We start from the raw sequence: 19954 nt of genomic DNA on the forward strand, positions 1-19954 counted from the left end.
GCCTCCAGGCCGACCTTGCCCTTGAACTCCGCCGTGTGCACCCGCCGTTTTTTTCCTTCACTCATTTGCTGTCATCCTTTCACGGACCACAGCTTAAACCATCGTCTCAGATTCGGGATCCACTATACCAAAGCGTGGATCCATCAGGCAAGCCGATTTGCGATTTCGGCTCGGACACCAGTTTGTTTTTTATTGAGAGCGATCATGAAACGCCATAAAGCCTTGTAAATCAGGGGTTTATGGCGTTTTTTTTCGCCCTCCGCCCAACCGCTAATGAAAAACAAACTGTTCCATTATTACAATTCGTGAGATTCTGCCGCACGATACGGTCCATACTGGTTCGGCTCCATCCCCCTCCGGCACCTCGTGTAAACATTCCACTTCACAGGACCATCATGAGCTATCTGACTTTTAAAACCGGCGCAGCCTCGGCGCCTGGCCGCGTGAATTCCCTGCGTTCGGCCTATTCGTCGTGGTTGCTGGCCAATCACGGCCATACCTATCGCGCGACCGTTGACCAGCAGTTGAAGCAGGCCAGCAATAAAAAATTGCTCAAGGCCGCGTCGCGCCCGGCCGGCGTCGCCGAGCCGCTCACGGTCGGCATCGTCGGCGGCGGCTTCGCCGGGCTGTTCTCCGGGCTGATATTGCAATCGCTGGGCATCGAATGCGAGCTGTTCGAGAGCTCCGACCGGGTCGGCGGCCGTATCCACACCTGGTATTCGTCCGACTACGATCCTGCCCATGAGGACACGTCCGGCCTCTACGGCGAAATGGGCGGCATGCGCCTGCCGCAGTTTTCCGCCGACATGCTGCCGGTGCAGCAGCTTGCGCTGGCGGTCAACGCGGTGCTGGAGCGGCACGGCCTGGACGAGCAGAAGGTCGTCTGGCGCAAGTTCTATTACGATTCGCCGGTCCAGCGCATGCGCTTCAACAATATGAAAGATCCCATCCTTAAACAGGATGCCGATCTCAACACGCTGAATTTCGACGTCGACAACGGCGGCGACGTGCCGCAGGTCTGGATGACTCCGAAGACCGGTAAGGACGGTCTCTACCTGCCGGTCAACATGGTGATGGGCCAGGTCAACGCCGACTTCATGGCCGCTATCACCGCCTCCTTCCCCGACGGCTTCGCGATGCTGATGCAGTACGACCAGTACTCCATGTGGGATTACCTGACCACCGTCTTCACGCTCGGCGATATGGGCCAGTACTACGATCCGGCGATGGGCGCCAAGAGCGATCTGCTGCCGTGGTCGATCGCCAGCTATCTGGAAACCACCTCGGTCGGCACCGGCATGTTCTCGGTGTCGTTCGTGGAGATGGTGATCGCCAACTACGACTGGGGCGGCAGCAAGAATCCCTACGACGCCAAGGACAGCAATGTGTACATGCTGACGGTGGCGCAGGGCATGCAGCGCTTCCCCGACGCCTGCCGCAGGGTGCTCGACATGGCGGCCGGCGTGCGCGAGGAAGACGGCAACAGCGCGCTGGTGCGGGTGGGATTGAAGAAGGACGCCAACGGCCGGTACACCTATGCGCCGGACAATCTGACGCCCGACGCGCAGCCGCCCGGCAGCGTCGCACCGGCCGCCGCGCCGACATCGCTGGCGCGGCAAGCGGCGCCGCAGGAAAAGCAGCGCGTGTTCCTGAAACATAAAGTCGTCGAGCTCTCGCACGACCCCGCGCTGTTCGATGGCGACGGTGGCATGAAGGTCAAGGTGCGCAAGTTGCAAGGCCCGTTCGACGAGCATGACCAGCCGCTGCGCAAGCGCGAACAGCCGGGCGACGAATTCATCGACAAGCATTATCGCTATGTGATCACCACGCTGCCGAACGGCGCGTATCTGAACGGCGAATTCAAGACCAACCTGCTCAACAATATTTCCTTCGACAAGGCCCAGGCGATCCGCGAGAGCCAATTCATGCCGTCGTTTAAAGCCTTCCTGACCTTCAAGACGCAGTTCTGGGCCGAGCTCGGCAAGCGCCAGGACAAGGGCCTGGGCGCGGCGTCGACCGATCACGCCAACCGCCAGATCATCTATCCGTCCTATGGCTACGACGGCAAGCAAGGCGTGCTGCAAGTCTATTGCTGGGCGCAGGACGCGCGCAAGCTTGGCGCGCTGGACGACGAGGCGCGCGTGGCCGAATGCCTGAAGGGCATCGCCCATCTGTACCCGGAAGTCGACATCGCGGCCCAATTCGCCGGCTACCACGACGGCAAGACCACCAAGACCTGGTTCTGGGACGAGAAGTCGGGCGGCGGGGCGTTTGCGCTGTTCAATCCGGGCCAGTTCAAAAACATCTATCCAGCGTTGCTCACACCGGAATTCGACGGCCACCTCAACTTCGCCGGCGAATGCTGCTCGGTGCATCACGGCTGGATCGTCGGCGCGCTCGATTCGGCCTACAACGCCGTCTACCACGTGCTGCAGCATGCCGGCCGCCACGATGCGATCGCCCAACTGCACAAGACCTGGGGCGTGGACGAGGCGCCCGATATCGAGCAGGACGAAGTCACCGCCAATCGGATGGAATACCAGTACGCCTACAACCTGGCCGACCGCGATCCCGCGTGGCCGGCCCAAGGCGCGGTGGACAGCATCTACCCGTCCGGCCACAAGGTATTCGAAGGCAGCGTGCCGGCCTTCATCCGCGACTTCGCCAAGGTGCCGCAATCGATGAAGGGCACGGCCAAGGACCGGCAAGTGTTGCGGATGCTGGGCGATCTGTGGGACGACAACGTGGCGCGGCGCACGGCCGCGCAGGCGGCTCAGCCGGCGCCGGTTGCGCCGCAAGACGACGCGGTGGCGATGCTCGAAGCGCTCTACTACGGAAAGAATTTCCAGACCATTCCGGCGCCGGCCTTCTGGCTCAAGGACGACGATGAATTCGCCCGCCAGCAACTGGCCGGCTTCATGCCCACGCTGCTGGCCGCGGTGAGCGAAAAAGACGTGCGCCAGCTGATCGAAAGCGCCAACATCCTGCACCCGGACCTGCTCGGGCCGTTGGCGCAGATCCGCTACGTGGCCGACTATCGCCGCTACCTGTCCGCCTGCACCACCATACCGAGCGGCTACTATCTGCCCAAGCCTATCGTGTTCTACAGCGTCAATGGCCAGGGCGACCTGACGCCGGTAGCGATCCAGCTTGAGGACAATGGCGAGCTGTTCACGCCAGGCATGCCGAACGCGCAGAACGCCTGGCTGTTGGCCAAGATGCTGACCAATTGCGCCGGCCAGACCTTGCATGACGTGGGCTTCCATCAACTGCTCACGCACCAGATCTGCGCCATGGTCTCGATCGCCCTGTTTTCCGAGGAAGTGTTCAATCCGGACGTCAATCCCGGTTCCAGCGCAGCGTTCCAGCAGCACCCGGTGTTCAAGCTGCTGCAGCCGCACCTGAGCAAGGCGTTGGAGTTTCAGCAGACCATCTACAATAGCGCTTTCGATCCGGACGCACTGTCCTTCCCGCAGACGCGCACCACCAATGGCAAGCCCGGCGTGTACAACATCGGCTTCGTCTACGACCAGATTTTCTCCTGTGGCCGGATCGGCAATTACCAGTTGCAGGACCGGATCTACGGCGACCCGGCGTTCCGCTTTCTTGACCTGGCCATCCCCAAGGATGCCCGCAAGCGCGGCGTGCACGAAACGCCGTTCTCGTATGCCTATGTGCATGACGCCACGCTGTGGTACGACGCGATTGCGGCGTTCGCTTCTCAGTTTGTGGACACCGTCTATGCCGACGGCGACAGCGCGGTGGCCGCCGACAGTCAGTTGCAGCGCTTCTTCGGCAAGCTGATCCCGGCCTTCAATTACCGCGACGGCGGAACACCGGCGCAACGCTTCCCCGACGAGGTGCTCACCACGGCCACGCTGAAAGAGGTGCTGGCGATGTTCATCTGGCAGTTTTCGGTGCAGCATACGGTGATCAACGACGGCGCCTACAATCAGGCCGCCTTCGTGCCGAACGCCTCGACGCTGATGCACGCGCCGCCAGCGGCCGATTCCTCGACCTGGACCGCGGGCGACGTGCTGGCCTGTCTGCCGGACCCCGGCGTCATCTATCCGGCGCTGGGCAAGATGACCTTCATGGACATCCAGATCAACGCATCGGTGACGGGACAGGGGCCGTACGCCGAAACCATCCTGGGCCGCAACACACCGGCGCCGGCAATCGACATCGTGCAGGACACCTATGCCTTCAGCGAGCCTGCCTTGCGCGAGGCGGTGTTCAGCTTCTACCAAGCCGCCAACAAGGTGGGGGCGGCGATCAAGCTGCGCCAGGCCAGGGACACGGCGCGCTACCTGTCGCTGCATCCGAACGCGCAGGCGATACCTGAAACCGTCGTCTTTAACCTGATCGAACCTGGCAACGTGATGAACACCATACAAACCTGAGCGCAGCCTTGAAGCACGGCGGCAGGCGACGATGGTTGCCCGCCGCCGTTTTATGTCGGCGCCGGCAAACTGTACAGTGACGCCATGCATTTCGAAATCTGAGACCGCACCGTCGGCTCAGCCAACACTTTCCAGCAAGCCGCGCTGCCACAGCCAGGCGGCGATGCGCTCGGCCTTGTGGCCGGGCATGCAGTCCGCCAGCATCTGCAACAGCTGGGCCAGCGGCAGCGGCTGCGCCAACCTGGCCAGATGCGGGAACAGCGCCTCGTTTTCCAGGAAGGCCAGCGGCCGCTCCAGATGGGGATGGTCGAGCGCCTGCTGCAGGCATACCCGGTCGTCAACCACGCAGGGCAGCTCGACGATCGCGGCGCCGCCGTGCAGGCGCAGCGGCCTGGCCGGGTTCAGGCCGGCCAGCGGCTTGAGTTCCGGCGGCTGGTAGCCGGCCAGCCGTGCGCGCTCCGTGGACAGCGCGGCCAGCAATTCCGGCCGCTCCGCGCCGTCGCCGACGGCCTCGCAGCGTGCGCGGGCTTGCCAGAAGGGCTGGTCGGCGCACCAGGCCTGGCCGTAATACGCTTCGGTCCAGTGCGCGTGGCGCGCGCAGGCCTCCACCAGCCTGCCCTCGAAGAAGCGGCGCGCCAGCGCATGGCGCTCGGGGCGCTCGTCGCCCAGCACGGTATGCAGGGCCACCGCCGCCTGCAGCGAAAAGCGCATCGCCTTTTCCACGCCGGACGAGGAAACCGGATCGAGCGCGAAGGCCGCGTCGCCCAGCTTCAGGCGGCCGTCCTGCCAACTGTCGGGCGCCAGGTAGGGCGTGGCCGAGCACATTTGCACCGCGCCCAGCAAGGGCAGCCCGGCCGCCGCGCGCAGCAGCTGGCTGTTCGCGCAGGCGGCGCGCAGGCGTGCCTCCGGCGCGGCCGTGCCGGCCTGCCGCGCCGCATGCGGATCGCACACCAGCATCAATCGATAGCGCCGGCCGGGCAGGCAGCCGGCCCACAGCCAGCCGTGTTCAAGCGCTTCGACCTGGGTGGCGCCGTCCAGCTGCGCCAGGGCCGACTGGTCGACCTCGCCCCAGATGGCCGCCAGCCGGGGCGCGCAGTCGATGCGGGACGCCGCGCCGCGGCCGCTGGCGTCGAGGATGTAGCGGGCGCGCACCTGGCGGCAGCGTGTTTCGGCGCACAGCAGGCTGGCCCGCCAGTCGCCCGCCGCGCCGGCCAGGTGCAGCAGGCGGGCCGGCTGTTCGAGCTCGACGCCACGGCGCCGCGCCAACGCCAGCAGGGCGGCGTCGAAGCGGCCCCGGTCGACGATGGCCGAGCCGGCCTGCTGCAGCAGGTCGGGCGTGCGGCTGCGCCACAGCACCCGGCTGCCCGCGTGGGCGACGTGCGGCACTTCCGCCAGCGCGTCGTTGGCGTCCAGCAGTTCGATGATGTTGCGCACGCCGGGCGTGAGCGCCTCGCCCACCTGCGCGCGCGGCCAGACGGCGCTGCGCTCGACCAGCAGCACGCTGTGGCCCAGCTGTTGCAGGCGCAGCGCGGCGCTGACGCCGGCCGGGCCGGCGCCGATCACCAGCGCGTCGAACAGGGTGTCGCCGTCGCCCATCGTTCTCAGTCCTGCGTGCCGGCCGGCGCGGCGTACCAGTCGGGCGCTAGCTGGCTCAGGCGTTGGTGCGCGCCTATCGTGTAGTGCAGCCAGCCGCGTATGTAGTCGCAGGCGCTGCGCCCGCGCGCCAGCACTTCGTGGTGGCAGCCGCCGCCGCACAGGTAGCGCGCCCAGCAGTCCGAGCAGGGCTGCTGCCGGTGCACATGGCGTTGGTTCAGCCAGATCGCCTGGCGGGCGCGGTCGACCCCGCCGTCGAGCGAGCCCATGGCGCCCTGTTCGTCGCCGACGAAGCGGTGGCAGGCCGACAGCTCGCCGTCGGCCGACACGCCGAAGTAGCCGGCGCCGGCGCCGCAGGGGTAGGGCCGGTGCGTGCCGCGCTGCAGTTCGCGCAGCGCGTTCTGCATGTTCATGAAGGGATAGCGGCGGCCCTGCAGCACGTTCTGCTCGAAGGCCAGGCCGCAGGCGATCATCGCCTCCAGCATTTCGCCCAGCTCGGCCTCGCCCATCTCGGCGCGGCCGTTGGCGGCGCGCAGCAGCGGCGAGAAGCCGACGCTGTGGAAGCCCATGCCGATGAACAGGTCGAGCGTGGCCGGCAGGTTCAGGTTGAACGGCGTGACGGTGACGCGCGCCGACACCTGCATGCGGCGCTGCGTCGTCAGCAGCGGCGTGATGCGTTCGAGGATGCTGTCGAAGGAACCCTTGCCGCCCTTGAAGGGCCGCAGCCGGTTGTGCTGTTCGGCCGCGCCGTCCAGGCTGACGGTGACGGCGAAGCCGTGCTGCTCGAAGAAGTCGGCGTCGTCCGGCCGCAGCAGGGTGCCGTTGGTGGTGATCGAGTAGCGGCAGTCGACCTGGCGCAACGCCGCCTGCCGGCTGGCGTAGTCGGTCACGCTGCGCAGCACCGCGCGGTTCGACAGCGGCTCGCCGCCCATGAAGGCCAGGTTCACCTTGGCGCCGGGCGCCGCCTGCGACAGCAGCAGGTCGACCGCCTTGAGCGCCTGTTGCTCCTCCATGCTCTTGGCCTTGCCGCCGAATTCGCCCTGCTGGGCATAGCAATAGGTGCAGCCGAGGTTGCACTTCTGCGCGATCGCCAGCGACAGCGCGTGCAGCGGCGGCGCGGCCAGCGGGGTGTCGTCGATCAGCGCCTCGGCGTGCAGGCCGCAGCTGTCGACCAGGCCTTGCAGCAGGGCCGGGTCGTCGCTGCCCAGCGCGCTGCGGAACTGTTCGGTCAGCCCGGGCGGCAGGTGGTACAGGCGCGTGCCGTTGACCATCAACAGCTGCGCGCCCTGGGCGTCGTCGATCAGGTGGGCGTGGCGCTGGCGCGGCCGCGAGGCCTCCACGATGCGGCTGCTCAGCGCCCGCGCCAGGGCGGCGCCGTCCGCCGCCGTGGCCTTGGCGGCGGACGGCGCGTCAGGATTCATCGGCATCCTTGCCACGGATGATGAAGCGCAGGTCCTCCTGCCAGGACTTGAACAGGTCGTCGTAGGAGTACAGCCGGGTGTCGGTGCGGTTGTCCGGGATGTAGGTGCCGGTGCGCTTCTTGGCGAACCACATGTCGCCGTGCGACAAACCATTGACGCCCGGTTCGACGTTGACATAGTCGGGGCGCGAGGCCGCCCAGTAATAGCAGGCGCACTCGCGGTAGTCGTTCTGCCACGGCGCGCACAGGCCCTGGGTCAGTTCGCCCGGCTGCAACAGCGCCGGATTGAAGGCCGCCGTGTCCGGCTCGAAGAAGGTGCGCAGGCGCAGCTCGACGGTGATGACGGGCGTGTCCGGGCCGGCCAGCACCTCGGTGCTGGCGTCGGTCTGGGCGGTGAACTCGCAGCTGACCATCTGGCCCTGCAGGTGCAGGATGCGGGCGATCGAGTTCGACCATTCCATGAAGGACACCGCGTTCGGGTTGGCCGCCGAGGCCAGCGTGCCGGAGCTGCCGTCGGGGAACACCGGCCCGGTGGTGTTGACCATGGTGCCAACCTCCAGGCCGGCAAAGCGCAGCAGGCGGCGCGTGACCAGGTGCTGGAAGGCGGGCTCGGCGTCGATCACGTAGTTGTTGTTCTCCACCAGCACGATGCCCTCGAAGGCGCGCCGCCACAGGTTGCGGAAGTCGAATTCCAGGCCGGGGAAGCAGTTGGAGATCGCGCTGCGCGGCAGGATGGAGGCGGGATTGCCGGCGCCGCGGTGGTGGATTTGCGCGGTCAGGTTGTTGGCGCTCAGGCTGGGCTGTTTTGCGGCCATCACAGGTCTCCTGCAGGATTGTTGGGGGGGCTGAACATGGCGTTGCGGGCGGCCTTGACCACCATGTCGATGTGGCGCCGGGTCAGCGTCAGGCTGCGGCCGTCGGCGCCGCGCATCAGCGCCGGCATCTTGCGCAGCGCGATCGCCGACAGGTCGCCGATTTCCTCGGGCAGGCGCAGGGTCTGGGCGAACCATGGCGCGCCGCCGGCCGACAGGGCGCTGAACACCCGCTCGTGCAGGGCGCGCAGCGCCAGGTTGTCGACCAGCGAGGCGGCGGCGATCGGCTCGTAGTAGCGCTCGAAGTCGCTGCTGTTCTGCCGCACCATGGTGCTGGCCACGTTGAGGCGGCCGTTGACCGGGTTGCCGTTCATGATCGCCGTGTTCATCAGCCGCACCGTCTCCAGCGCGCGCAGCACCAGTTCGGTGGCCTGTTCCAGCGAGACCTCCTCTTCCGGCACGGTGGGGCCGTGCAGCAGCTGCTCCAGCTCGTCGGAGACGACGCGGATCGGCAGCGTGTCCGGCGCGTAGGCCGGCGGGCCGGCGCCGATGGTGGCCTGGGCCACCAGCGTGCTGCTGTCGGCCAGGGTCAGCACCACCCGCACCAGGCCGTCGCATTCATCGTCCAGGTAGCCCCAGCTGACCTGCTGGCCCTGGGCGTTGGCGTAGCCGGCGTAGATGCCGGCCGGGTTGGTCAAGGTCGGGCCGCTGCCTTCGGTGTAGTTGAGCCAGTCGCCGCGGGCGGCGTCGTACAGCACCAGCGCCTCGTGGTCGATGATCGGGTCGGGCACCAGCAGCGGTATGCCGTCGGCCTGCGGTTCCAGGCGCTGCAGGCGGCTGCCGTAGACCTTGCCGGCGGCCGGCGTGTAGCGCAGGCGGATCTCCGGAAAGTCCTCGCTGGGGGCGATGAACTGCACGTGGCCGAGCGGCAGCGTTTTGCCGGGCAAGTAGTTCTCGCACCAGCCTTGCAGCGCGTGGCGGCCGTGGTCCTGCAGGCGGAACAGGTTGGCGTGGACCTGGTCGTTGCGGTTGTTGGTGCGGCGGTAGATCTTGATGTTGCCCAGCTCGACGTCCCAGTGCAGATTGGCCAGCGCCAGGCCGTGCTCGGCCAGCAGGGCGGTGGTCAGCGGCTGCAGCTGCTCGGGTTCCTCGCTGGTGCGCGCATACACTTCGAGGAAGGGGGCGACCGGGCGCACCAGCTTGTTCTCGTCCTTGAAGCGGATGTTGTCGGGCACATAGGCGCGCACGATGCGGCCGCTGTGCGGATCGACCTCGAAACTCTCGCGCGGCACGATGCGGCGGTAGTTCATCGGGCTGTCCGGATCGGTCTCCAGGTCGTAGGCTTCGAGCGGCTCGGCCGCGCCGCCCAGGCGGGCCACGGACAGCGGGGGCAGGATTCTCAGTTCCAGTATCGGCATCATGGTCTCCTAGAGCAGGGCGGTGTCGATGGTGCCCGACAGGATGCGCAGGATCAGCTCGCGCATATTGCGGTCGGCTTCGCGCAGCGACGCCAGATAGGCGTGGCGGGACTCGGGCGCCAGCAGCTGCAGCGCTTCGACCACGCTGGCCGAGGCGGTTAGCAGGTCGAGGTGGCCGCGCCACTTGTTGGCCTCGCCGAACGGGCTGTTGAGGGTGTAGGGCATCTGGAACGGCGGCCCGGCGAAGCCGGCGGCCGGCTTGTCGGCCGAGACCGGCGACTGCATCAGGATCTCGGAGACGGCGCGCAGGTTGTACATCTCGCCGAAGGTGGCGTTGACGATGGCGCCGCGCGGGGTGATCGCGCCGGCCGCGTTCAGGCCGCCGTACAGCGTGAAGCTGTGGATCAGGTAGTTCAGCAGCATGCGGTAGCGGATGTTGTGCAGCGTGGCCCACAGCGCCGATTCGGGATGGGTGATGCGGGTGCTGGTGGCGTTTTCATCGCTGCCCTCGTCGTCGGGATCGAGCGAGACGTAGGGATTGATGGCGACCTGGCGGGCCGGCGCCCAGGCGGCGCGCCCGGCGGGACCGCTGGTCAGCAGGCCGGCCTTGCTCTGCGGTTGCAGCGCCTGCCATTGCGGCGCGGCGAAATCGAGCGGGCGGGCGGCGTTCCAGTGTTCCGCCGTCAGCGGCGCGAGCTCGACCAGCTCGCGCATCTCGACATAGATACGCAGGAAGCGCACGAAGTGCGAGGCGGTGGTGCCCTTGGTGGCCTCGCCCTGCTCGGCGATGGCGTGCAGCGCGGCGACCATGTCGTCGCGGCAGGTCTGCGGCACCACCAGCACATCCGGCGTCTGCGTCGGCTGGCCGCTGGGGCGGCCGCGATGGCCGCCCTGGTAGCCGCGGCCCCACTCGGCGAAGTCGGCCTGGGCCGGCAGGGTCGAAGCGTCGAAGGCGGCGTCCGGGATGTAGTCGGGATCGGCCACCAGTGGAATCAGGGTGTTGAACAGCGCCGCCACCTGCTGCGGGTCCTCGACCTTGGCGTGCACGCGCAGGCGGATCTCTTTGCCCAGCGCGCCGCCGTCCCAGCCGACCGGCGATTCGGCGTACACATACTTGGCCAGCGAGTCGAGCGTCAGCGGTTCGAGCGTGAACGGGAAGGGGTAGAACGGCGAGTCCCAGGGCTCGTCCTCGCGTTCCATGTGCAGCGGGGAGCCGATCAGGCGCAGCGAGTTCTGCACCGAGATCAGGTGGCCCATCTCTTCTTTGGCGATGCCCAGTATCACTTCCTGCCAGGTGCGCACGCTGTCGCGGAACGCCTCGGGCACCTGCGGGCCGCCCAGCGAATAGGCGGCGTACAGGTATTGCACCATCAGGCAGTGTTCGATTTCGGCGTCGATCGACAACAGGTAGGTGATGTAGTCGCGCGGCGAAAATTCCAGGTTCAGCGCCGCCGTGCCGGAGGACTTGGCGCTGGCGGCCGGCGCGACCGTGCCGCGCAACAGCTGCGGCGTGGTCGACGGCAGGCCTTGTTCGGTGCCGGTGCGGGGCAGGACGGCGGAGGGGGCGCCGAGGTGGCGGCGGATCTGTGCAGCTCGCATTTCTTGTCCTTCTCATGTAGGACATCCCGTGGGGATGCGTTGCATTTGGCGGTATGCCGGCGCCGCCGGGGCGGGCTGACAGTGCTGCGAGTATCGTCATGGCTTACAAAATCGTCAACGATAAAAAATCACCATGGTGGCGAAAATACCACCCGCGACGCTTGCATGCTGCGCCACCGGGGCGGGCGATCTGGCGTGGCTATTGGCGTGGGCGACGGATGGGAAAGTGTCAAGAGGGGGCGGTGGGTGGCAGAAAAAATGTGCACGACGGCAGGCGTTCCGCCCATGTATAATGCCGCGCTCGCTCGGTTCGGACCGCCGCGACACCACCCGACGCGCACCCTTCCTGACTCCCCATGCCAGCTTCTTTTTCCCGCACTTCCTCGGACGACACGTCCGCCTTGGCCCCTCTCAAGCATGCGGCGTTCCGCATGCTGTGGTGTGCCTGGCTGACCGCCAATGTCTGCATGTGGATGAACGACGTGGCCATCGCCTGGATGATGAGCTCGCTAACCGCGTCGCCGGTCATGGTGGCGCTGGTGCAGACCGCGTCGACCTTGCCGGTATTCCTGCTCGGCTTGCCCTGCGGCGCCTTGGCCGACCAGGTGGACCGGCGCCGCTACTTGATCCTCACCCAGTGCTGGGTGGCGGCGGTGGCGTTGCTGTTGTGGCTGGCGATCCTGTCCGGGATGAGCTCGCCTGCGATGCTGCTGGGGCTGACCTTCGCCAACGGCATCGGCCTGGCCATGCGCTGGCCGGTGTTCGCCGCCATCGTGCCGGATCTGGTGCCGCGCGCCCAATTGCCGGCGGCGCTCGCGCTCAACGGCGTGTCGATGAACGCCTCGCGCATCATCGGTCCGCTGGTGGCCGGCGCGCTGATCGCCAGTGCCGGCACGGCCTGGGTGTTCGCGCTCAACGCCGTCCTGTCGACGCTGGCCGCGCTGCTCATCATGCGCTGGCGCTATGCCCAGGCGCCGGTGCTGGCGGGGCAGCAGCGCCTGACCGCCGCCATGCTGGACGGTGTGCGTTACGCCCTGCGGTCCGCGCCGCTGAAGGCGGTACTGCTGCGCATCTTCCTGTTCTTCTTTCACTCGACCGCCTTGCTGGCGCTGTTGCCGCTGGTGGCGCGTCACTTTCAAGATGGCAGCACTGGAACCTTCACCGTTTTGCTGGCCTGCATGGGGGGCGGCACGGTGCTGGCCGCGCTGTTCCTGCCTCGCTGGCGCCTATCGATGTCACGTGAGATGCTAACGCTGCGCGGCGCGATGGTGTTGTCGGCCGCGATGTGCGGCGTGGCGTTTTCCACGCATGTTTATTTTGCCGCGCCCATCATGTTCGTGGCGGGCATGGCCTGGATCGCGACCGCCAACGCGCTGATCGTGTCGGTGCAGCTGGCATTGCCCGACTGGGTGCGCGCTCGCGGCATGGCGATGTATCAGATGGCCATCATGGGCGCGAGCGCGTCCGGCGCCGCCTTGTGGGGCCAGGTCGCCGCGCTCGGCGGCCTGAAAACCAGTCTGGTCTGCGCGGCCCTCTCGGGCGCGGCGGCCATGTTGTTGGCGCACCGGCTCAGCGCTGATCGCATCTAACGTTTTGGGCCACAGGCCACCCGGCGCCACGCTGCGCGCCGGCTCTCCGACATCGACACCACCTATCAGGAAATTCCCCCCATGAGCAATAGCACCTACGACAACACCGCAGCGCCGGTTGTGGCGCCCCCCTCACGAGGCCAGCGCGCCATGTGGTTCTTGTGGAATCTGAATCCCGACGGCGCCGAGTACGGGCTGCCGATGGCATGGACCATCCGCAGCCCGCTCGACGTCGCCGCGCTCGAAGCGGCCCTGCACGAGCTGGTCCAGCGCCACGCCGTGCTGCGCACCACCTACGCCGCGCCGCACGGCGACATGGTGCAGCTGATCCATCCGCAGGGCCGCGCCGGCTTTCAGCAGATCGACGCCGCCGGATGGGACGCGCAGCGGCTGCACGCGCGCCTGACCGAGGCGGCGCATTTGCCGTTCGACCTGAAGAACGGCCCGGTATTCCGCTGCCACCTGTACACCCGCAGCGACAACGAGCACGTGCTGCTGTTCAATAGCCACCACATCGCGACGGACACCTGGTCGCTGATCATCATGATGGACGAGCTGGGCGTGCTGTATCGCGACCGCGTTGCCGGGCAAGCCTCCGCGCCGGCGCCCGAGGGGCTGTCGTACACCGACTACGTCGCATGGCAAAGCGATCTGCTGGCGTCGCCGCGCGGCGACGAGCACTGGACCTACTGGCAAGCGCAACTGGCCGGCCCGGCCCACCTGGACCTGCCGACCGACCGTCCCCGGCCGCCGGTCCAGCACCACGCCGGCGCCGGCCACGCGTTTCAGCTGAGCGAAGAACTGACCCGGCAAGTGCGCGCCCTGGCCAGGCAGGAGGATGTGACGTTCTACACCGTGCTGCTGGCGGCGTTCTACGCGCTGCTGTACCGCTACACCGGGCAGGACGACCTGGCCGTCGGTTCGCCGCGCTTCGGCCGGCCGCCGCAGGGCTACGAGCGCGCCGTCGGTTACTTCGCCAGTCCGTGCGCGCTGCGCGTCCATTTGGCCGGGGACACCCCGTTCGCCCAGTTCCTGCACCAGGTGCGCGAGGTGCTGGTCGGCGCCAAGGATCACCAGGATTTCCCGTTCCCCTTGCTGGTGGAGCGCCTGGGCCTGCCGCGCGATCTGAGCCGCAGCCCGGTGTTCCAGGTCGCCTTCACCTACCAGAAATCGCAGCTGTCCCACATGCAGGGCGTGGCGGCGGCGCGCATGGGCCTGGCTGGCGCCAGCCTGGATCTGGCGGGCCTGCGGCTCGACTCCTATCCGCTGGAGCTGCGCAGCGTCAAGTTCGACCTCGACTTCGTGGTGGAGGAAGTGGACGGCTCGCTGCGCGGCGTGTGCTGGTACAACACCGATCTGTGGGACGCGGACAGCGTCGCCTATCTGGTCGAGCATTTCCAGACCCTGCTGCTGGGCGCCACCCGCGCGCCCGAGCTCGCGCTGGACCGGCTGCCGATGCTGACGGAGCGCGAACAGCGCATCCGCGCCGAACACAACGCCACCGACGCGCCGTTCCCGCAAATCTGCGCCCATCGCTGGTTCGAACAGTGGGCGGCACGCACGCCGTCGGCGCCGGCGCTGCGTTACGGCGACGACAGCATGTCCTATGAGGAGCTCAACCGGCGCGCCAACCGCCTGGCGCATCACTTGCGCGGACTGGGCCTGCAGCGCGGGCAACTGGTCGGCCTGAGCATGGAGCGCGGACAGCCCGAACTGGTGGTCGGCCTGCTGGCCATACTGAAAGCCGGCGGCGCCTACCTGCCGCTGGACCCCGAGTATCCGCAAGACCGGCTGGCCTACATGCTGGAAGACGCCGGCGTCGCCTTGCTGCTGACCCAGGAGGCGCTGCGCGCGCGCCTGCCTGCCAGCGCCGCGCGGCTGGTGTGTGTCGACACCGACCTGGCCGGCATGGCCGATGCGCCGGACGACCATCCGCAGGCCAGCCCGGCGCCGACCGACCTGGCCTATGTGATCTACACCTCGGGCTCGACCGGACGTCCCAAAGGCGTGATGCTGGAACACCAGGGCCTGTCGAATCTGGCGCAGGCCATGATAGACGGCTTCCAGGTAGCGCCGGAGAGCCGGGTGCTGCAGTTCGCCTCGTTCAGCTTCGACGCCTCGGTCAGCGAGGTCTTCATGACGCTGTGCGCCGGCGCCAGCCTGTGCCTGGCGCCGAAAATGGCGTTGATACCGGGCGCCGCGCTGGTGCATACCATCAATCGCCATGCGGTCTCGGTGGTCACGCTGCCGCCGTCGGTGCTGGCGCTGCTGCAACCGGCCGACCTGCCAACGCTGAAGACGGTGGTCACGGCGGGCGAGGCCTGCGGCTTGGAACTGGTCAGGCGCTGGAGCGCCGCGGTCCGCTTCATCAACGCCTACGGCCCGACCGAGGCGACGGTGTGCGCGACCATGACGGTGCTGGCGCCGCAGACGCAGTGCGTGAGCATCGGCCGGCCGCTGGCCAACACCCGGCTGTACGTGCTGGACCCGCTGCTACAGCCGGTGCCGCGCGGCGTCGCCGGCGAGCTGTATATCGCCGGCGTCGGCCTGGCGCGCGGCTATCTCGGCCGTGACGACCTGACCGCCGAGCGCTTTGTCGCCAACCCGTTCGGCTCCCCTGGCGAACGCATGTACAAGACCGGCGACCTGGCCCGCTATCTGCCGGACGGCAGCCTGGAGTTCCTGGGCCGCCTCGACCATCAGGTCAAGATACGCGGCTTCCGCATCGAACTGGGCGAACTCGAAGCCGTCATCGGCGAGCATGCCGCCATCCGCGACACGCTGGTGCTGGCGCGGCGCGAAGCGAACAACGACCAGCGCCTGGTGGCCTACGTGATCGCCCGCGACGGCGCGGTTGTCAGCGGCGCCGACCTGCGCGCCCACATGCAGGGCAAGGTGCCGGACTTCATGGTGCCGGCCGCGTTCCAATTCCTCGACGCCTGGCCGATGACGCCCAACGGCAAGATCGACCGGCGTGCGCTGCCGGCGCCGGCCGGCCGCTCCGCCGACGCCGGCATCGCGCCGCCGCGCGACCAGCTGGAGCAGCAGATCGCCGCCATCTGGCAAGCGGTGCTGAACCTGACGGCGGTCGGCATCGACGACAGCTTCTTCGACGTCGGCGGCCACTCGATGAGCATCGTCGAGGTCGAAGTGCTGCTGGAGGAGAAGCTGGGCCTGACGGTGCCGACCATGGACCTGTTCCGCTTTCCGACCATCCGCGCGCTGGCCAATCACCTGCGCACCGCGCTGAGCCACGGGCACGACCTGGACGCGCAGTCGCGCGAACATCTGCACGCCGTGCCGCCCGGCGCGCCGGCCGGCAACGACATCGCCATCATCGGCATGGCCGGCAAGTTTCCCGGCGCCGCCAACGTGGCGGAGTTCTGGCGCAACTTGCGCGCCGGCGCCGAGTCCATCACGGAGCTGACGGATCAGCAGTTGCTCGACGCGGGCGTCGACCCGCAACTGCTGCGCGAGCCGCGCTATGTCAAACGCAAGGGCATCCTGGACGACGTGGCCTGTTTCGACGCGCGTTTCTTCGGCTATCCGCCGCGCGAGGCGCAGTTGATGGACCCGCAGCAGCGCCTGTTCCTGGAACTGGGCTGGCAGGCGCTGGAGCACGCTGGCTACGGCGGCGCCGACTGCGGCCGCGTCGGCGTCATTGGCGGCGTCGGACGGGCAGGGTATCTGCAGCATTTCCTTGACGTCCGTCCCGAGTCCGCCGCCGAACTGTTCCAGACCACCATCCTGAACGAGAAGGATTTCCTGTCCACCCGCCTGGCCCACAAGCTCAACCTGCGCGGCCCCGCGCTCACGGTGCAGACCGCGTGTTCGACCTCGCTGGTGGCGGTGCACCTGGCGTGCCAGCAGCTGCTGCAGGGCGACAGCGACATCATGCTGGCCGGCGGTGTGTCGATCGAGGTCCCGCACGCGACCGGCTATCTCTACCAGGAAGGCCACATCCTGTCGCCGGACGGCCGCTGCCGGGCGTTCGACGCCGGCGCCGGCGGCACGGTGCGCGGCAGCGGCGGCGCGCTGGTGGTGCTCAAGCGCCTGAGCGACGCCCAGCGCGACGGCGACACCGTCTGGGCCGTGATCAAGGGCTCGGCCATCAACAACGACGGCAACGGCAAGGTCGGCTTCACCGCGCCCAGCGTGGACGGGCAGGCCGACGTGATCGGCCAGGCGCTGCGCCGGGCCGGCGTCGATGCGCGCAGCATCGGCCTGGTCGAGGCGCATGGCACCGCCACGCCGCTGGGCGATCCGATCGAGGTCGCCGCGTTGACCCAGGCGTATCGTCGCTACACGGACGAGCGCGAATATTGTCTGCTCGGTTCGGCCAAGGCCCATGTCGGCCACCTCGACACGGCGGCCGGCGTCACCGGCTTGATCAAGGCGGCGCTGTCGCTGCACCACGGTGTAGTGCCGGCCATGCCGCACTTCCAGTGGCCCAATCCCAAGCTGGACCTGGCGCGCAGCCCGTTCCGCATCAACACCGCGCTGGCCTCCTGGCCGGTGTCGGACCTGCCGCGTCGCGCGGCGGTGAGCTCGTTTGGCATAGGCGGCACCAACGCCCACCTCATCCTGGAGCAGGCGCCGCCGGCCCTGCCCACGGCGGCCGGGCTGCCGCAGCAGTTGTTGACGTTGTCGGCCAAGTCGGCCACGGCGCTGGAGGCGATGAGCCGCAATCTGGCGGACTACCTGCGCGAACATCCGGGCGCCGACCTGGCTGATGTCGCCTACACGTTGCAAGCCGGGCGTGCGCCGCTGCCGCACCGGCGCGCCGTGGTGGGCGCCGATGCGGCCGGTGCGGCGGATGCGCTGGCGGCCACGTTCGCACAGCCAGCATCGGCGGCGATGGCGGACGGCGCCGCGCGGGTGACCTTCCTGTTCCCAGGCCAGGGTCTGCAACAAGTCAACATGGGGCGCGGCCTGTATGCGTCGCTGCCCGAGTTCCGTGCCGAGGTCGATGCCTGCGCCGAGTTGCTGTGGCCGGTGCTGGGTCTCGATCTGCGCACGTTGCTGTATCCGGCGCCGGAGGCCGAGCAAGACGCCGCGCGGCAGCTGGCGCAGACGGCGATCACGCAGCCGGCCATGTTCGTGGTCGAGTATGCGTTGGCCCGCCAGCTGATGCATTGGGGCGTGCGTCCGCACGCCATGATGGGACACAGCCTGGGTGAATATGTGGCGGCCTGCCTGGCCGGCGTCATGTCGCTGCCCGACGCGCTCAAGCTGGTCGCCGCGCGCGGCCAGCTGGTGCAGGGCCTGCCCGCCGGCGCCATGCTGGCGGTCGAGGCCAGTCCGGCGCAGGTGCAGCCTTTCCTCGGCGCCGGGGTGGACCTGGCGGTGGTCAACGGCCCGCGTGCCTGCGTGCTGGCCGGGACGATGGAGGCGATCGCCGCACTGTCGGTCCCGCTGGAGCAGGCCGGCTTGCGCAGCAGGCGCGTGCCGACCTCGCACGCCTTCCATTCCGCCATGCTCGACCCCATCCTGGACCAGTTCAGGGCGCGGCTGGGTGAGGTGGCGCTGCACGCGCCGCAGATTCCGTACATCACCAACGTGACGGGATCGTGGGTGACGGCCGAGCAGGCCACCAGCGCCGACCATTGGGTACGGCATATGCGCCAGACCGTGTGCTTCGCGCAAGGGTTGGAGCTGTTGCTGGAGACGCCGGACGGCCTCTATCTGGAAACCGGTCCGGGGCAGACCTTCAGCGCCATCCTGCAGCGCCACCCCAACAAGCAGAACGTGCGCTTTGCCGGCCCGACGCTGGCCGGCGCGACCCAGCCATCGGACTGTGCGGCCTTGCTGGCCAGCCTGGGGCAGCTCTGGTGCAACGGTGTCGCGCCCGATTGGTGGCGCCTGCACGAGCACGCGGCGCGGCGCCGCATCGCCTTGCCGGTGTATCCGTTCGATCGCTCCCGCTACTGGCCCGAGGCGCGCCAGGCCACGACGTCGTCCGCCACGCGCTTCGCGGCCGTGACGCGCGTTGAAGCGGCATCCGCGCCGGCGCCGCAGACTACGCCCGCGCGCCGGCTCGCGCCGCGCGATGCGTTCGAGCTGGAAGTGGGCAAGGTGTTCGCGGAGATATTGGGCGTGGACGAGCTCGCGCTTGACGACAATTTCTTCGACCTCGGCGGCAGCTCCCTGTCGTCCCTGAACGTCATCCTGCGCCTGGAGCGGAGTTTTGATTGCAGCCTGTCCAGCGCAGTCCTGTTGGAGCATCCGACGGTCGAAAGCCTGGCCCAGGCGCTGCGTTCCGGCAGCGCGGCGGGCGCTTCACGCCTGGTCGGCATGCGCACCGGCGGCAGCCGCGCGCCGCTGTTCTGCATCCATCCGTATGGCGGCCACACCATGGGCTATGTCGAGCTGACGCGCTGCCTTGGCGCCGATCAGCCGGTGTACGGCGTCCAGGCCCGTGGCTTGCAGGGCGCGGAGGCGCCGCTGGATAACATCGAGGACATGGCGGCGGACTACATCGCCTTGATCAAGTCGCGGCAGGCGACCGGGCCCTACCATCTGGCCGGTCATTCGATGGGCGGATGCATCGCCTATGAGATGGCGCGGCAGTTGCGCCAGGCCGGCGATGAGGTGGCGCTGCTGGCGCTGATCGACTCGCGCGCGCAGAACGCCAGCGCGCAGCCGCTGTATCGCAACGGCGCGTACGGCCAGCTGGCCGGCACGGACTGGCTGCATGACGACGTGGTGTTGCTGGGCATTCTGCTGCCGCGCCTGCCCATGGATTGGGACCAGCTGCGCGGCGTGGCGGGGCCGGAGCAGTGGTCGCATGTGCTGGAGGCGGCCATGCGGCAGGGGCTGTTGCCGCCGGAGGCCGGGGCAGGGCAGGTGCGGCAGATGCTGGCCGTGGCCCAGGCCAACGATACCGCGCTGCGCGCTTACCAGCCGCCGTCCGCCGATATGCCGGTCTTGCTGTTTTGCGGCACCGAGGGGTTCGCCCAGCAATTTGGCGAACCCGAATTGGGCTGGCGCGAGCTGGTCCCGGACGGGTTGGAGCTCGTGACCATTCCGGGAACGCACCACACCGTCATGGCAGGAGCGGGCGTGGCGGCGATCGCCGAACGCCTGGCGGTGGCCTTGAGCGGGACTCGGAACTGACCGT

The 19954-nt window shown here is 68.1% G+C and carries 8 protein-coding genes and 1 pseudogene; 4 read left to right on the top strand and 5 right to left on the bottom strand.

Going from position 1 to position 19954, the window contains the following annotated elements:
- The coding region (locus KVP70_RS20215) for a hypothetical protein (protein ID WP_217943973.1) at window positions 1–218 on the top strand (218 nt) is incomplete at its 5' end.
- A gap of 177 nt (window positions 219–395) precedes the next feature.
- Window positions 396–4403, top strand: a complete 4008-nt coding sequence (locus KVP70_RS20220) for an FAD-dependent oxidoreductase (protein WP_217943974.1) — start codon at window positions 396–398, stop codon at window positions 4401–4403.
- A 117-nt stretch (window positions 4404–4520) separates the two neighbouring features.
- Here the strand turns inward: KVP70_RS20220 and qhpG are convergent, their stop codons facing one another.
- Genes qhpG through KVP70_RS20245 form a run of 5 tightly spaced genes read right to left on the bottom strand, consistent with a single transcriptional unit; the run spans window position 4521 to window position 11245 of the window.
- Window positions 4521–5999 carry a flavin-dependent monooxygenase QhpG gene (gene qhpG, locus KVP70_RS20225; protein ID WP_217943975.1) on the bottom strand — a complete coding sequence of 493 codons (1479 nt, stop codon included), beginning with the start codon at window positions 5997–5999 and terminating at the stop codon, window positions 4521–4523.
- A gap of 5 nt (window positions 6000–6004) precedes the next feature.
- Window positions 6005–7417, bottom strand: coding sequence for a radical SAM/SPASM domain-containing protein (locus KVP70_RS20230; protein ID WP_217943976.1), 1413 nt, complete (start codon window positions 7415–7417; stop codon window positions 6005–6007).
- Window positions 7407–8231 (bottom strand): hypothetical protein, encoded by an 825-nt coding sequence (locus KVP70_RS20235; protein WP_217943977.1) that lies wholly within the window; start codon window positions 8229–8231, stop codon window positions 7407–7409. The genes KVP70_RS20230 and KVP70_RS20235 overlap by 11 nt, the downstream gene beginning before the upstream one ends.
- Window positions 8231–9649, bottom strand: coding sequence for a hypothetical protein (locus KVP70_RS20240; protein ID WP_229224961.1), 1419 nt, complete (start codon window positions 9647–9649; stop codon window positions 8231–8233). Before KVP70_RS20240 ends, KVP70_RS20235 begins: the two co-directional genes overlap by 1 nt.
- Window positions 9650–9655: 6 nt before the next feature.
- Entirely contained in the window at window positions 9656–11245 is a 1590-nt protein-coding gene (locus tag KVP70_RS20245; RefSeq protein WP_217943978.1) for a ferritin-like domain-containing protein, read from the bottom strand.
- 356 nt (window positions 11246–11601) lie between these two features.
- On the opposite strand from KVP70_RS20245, the pseudogene KVP70_RS20250 reads away from it, so the two are divergent.
- A pseudogene (locus tag KVP70_RS20250) lies at window positions 11602–12828 on the top strand (MFS transporter); the annotation flags it as partial.
- 87 nt (window positions 12829–12915) lie between these two features.
- A complete protein-coding gene (locus tag KVP70_RS20255) occupies window positions 12916–19950 on the top strand; it encodes a hybrid non-ribosomal peptide synthetase/type I polyketide synthase (protein ID WP_217943980.1) in 7035 nt (2344 codons plus the stop codon).
- The last annotated feature ends 4 nt before the right edge of the window (window positions 19951–19954 follow it).

This window comes from Duganella violaceipulchra (genome assembly GCF_019166075.1).
Taxonomy (GTDB): domain Bacteria; phylum Pseudomonadota; class Gammaproteobacteria; order Burkholderiales; family Burkholderiaceae_D; genus Rugamonas; species Rugamonas violaceipulchra.

Bases quoted from the DNA above. Each gene is read 5' to 3' on its own strand.
- KVP70_RS20220 (WP_217943974.1), top strand. From the start codon at position 396: ATGAGCTATCTGACTTTTAAAACCGGCGCAGCCTCGGCGCCTGGCCGC.
- qhpG (WP_217943975.1), bottom strand. From the start codon at position 5,999: ATGGGCGACGGCGACACCCTGTTCGACGCGCTGGTGATCGGCGCCGGC.
- KVP70_RS20230 (WP_217943976.1), bottom strand. From the start codon at position 7,417: ATGAATCCTGACGCGCCGTCCGCCGCCAAGGCCACGGCGGCGGACGGC.
- KVP70_RS20235 (WP_217943977.1), bottom strand. From the start codon at position 8,231: ATGGCCGCAAAACAGCCCAGCCTGAGCGCCAACAACCTGACCGCGCAA.
- KVP70_RS20240 (WP_229224961.1), bottom strand. From the start codon at position 9,649: ATGATGCCGATACTGGAACTGAGAATCCTGCCCCCGCTGTCCGTGGCC.
- KVP70_RS20245 (WP_217943978.1), bottom strand. From the start codon at position 11,245: ATGCGAGCTGCACAGATCCGCCGCCACCTCGGCGCCCCCTCCGCCGTC.
- KVP70_RS20255 (WP_217943980.1), top strand. From the start codon at position 12,916: ATGAGCAATAGCACCTACGACAACACCGCAGCGCCGGTTGTGGCGCCC.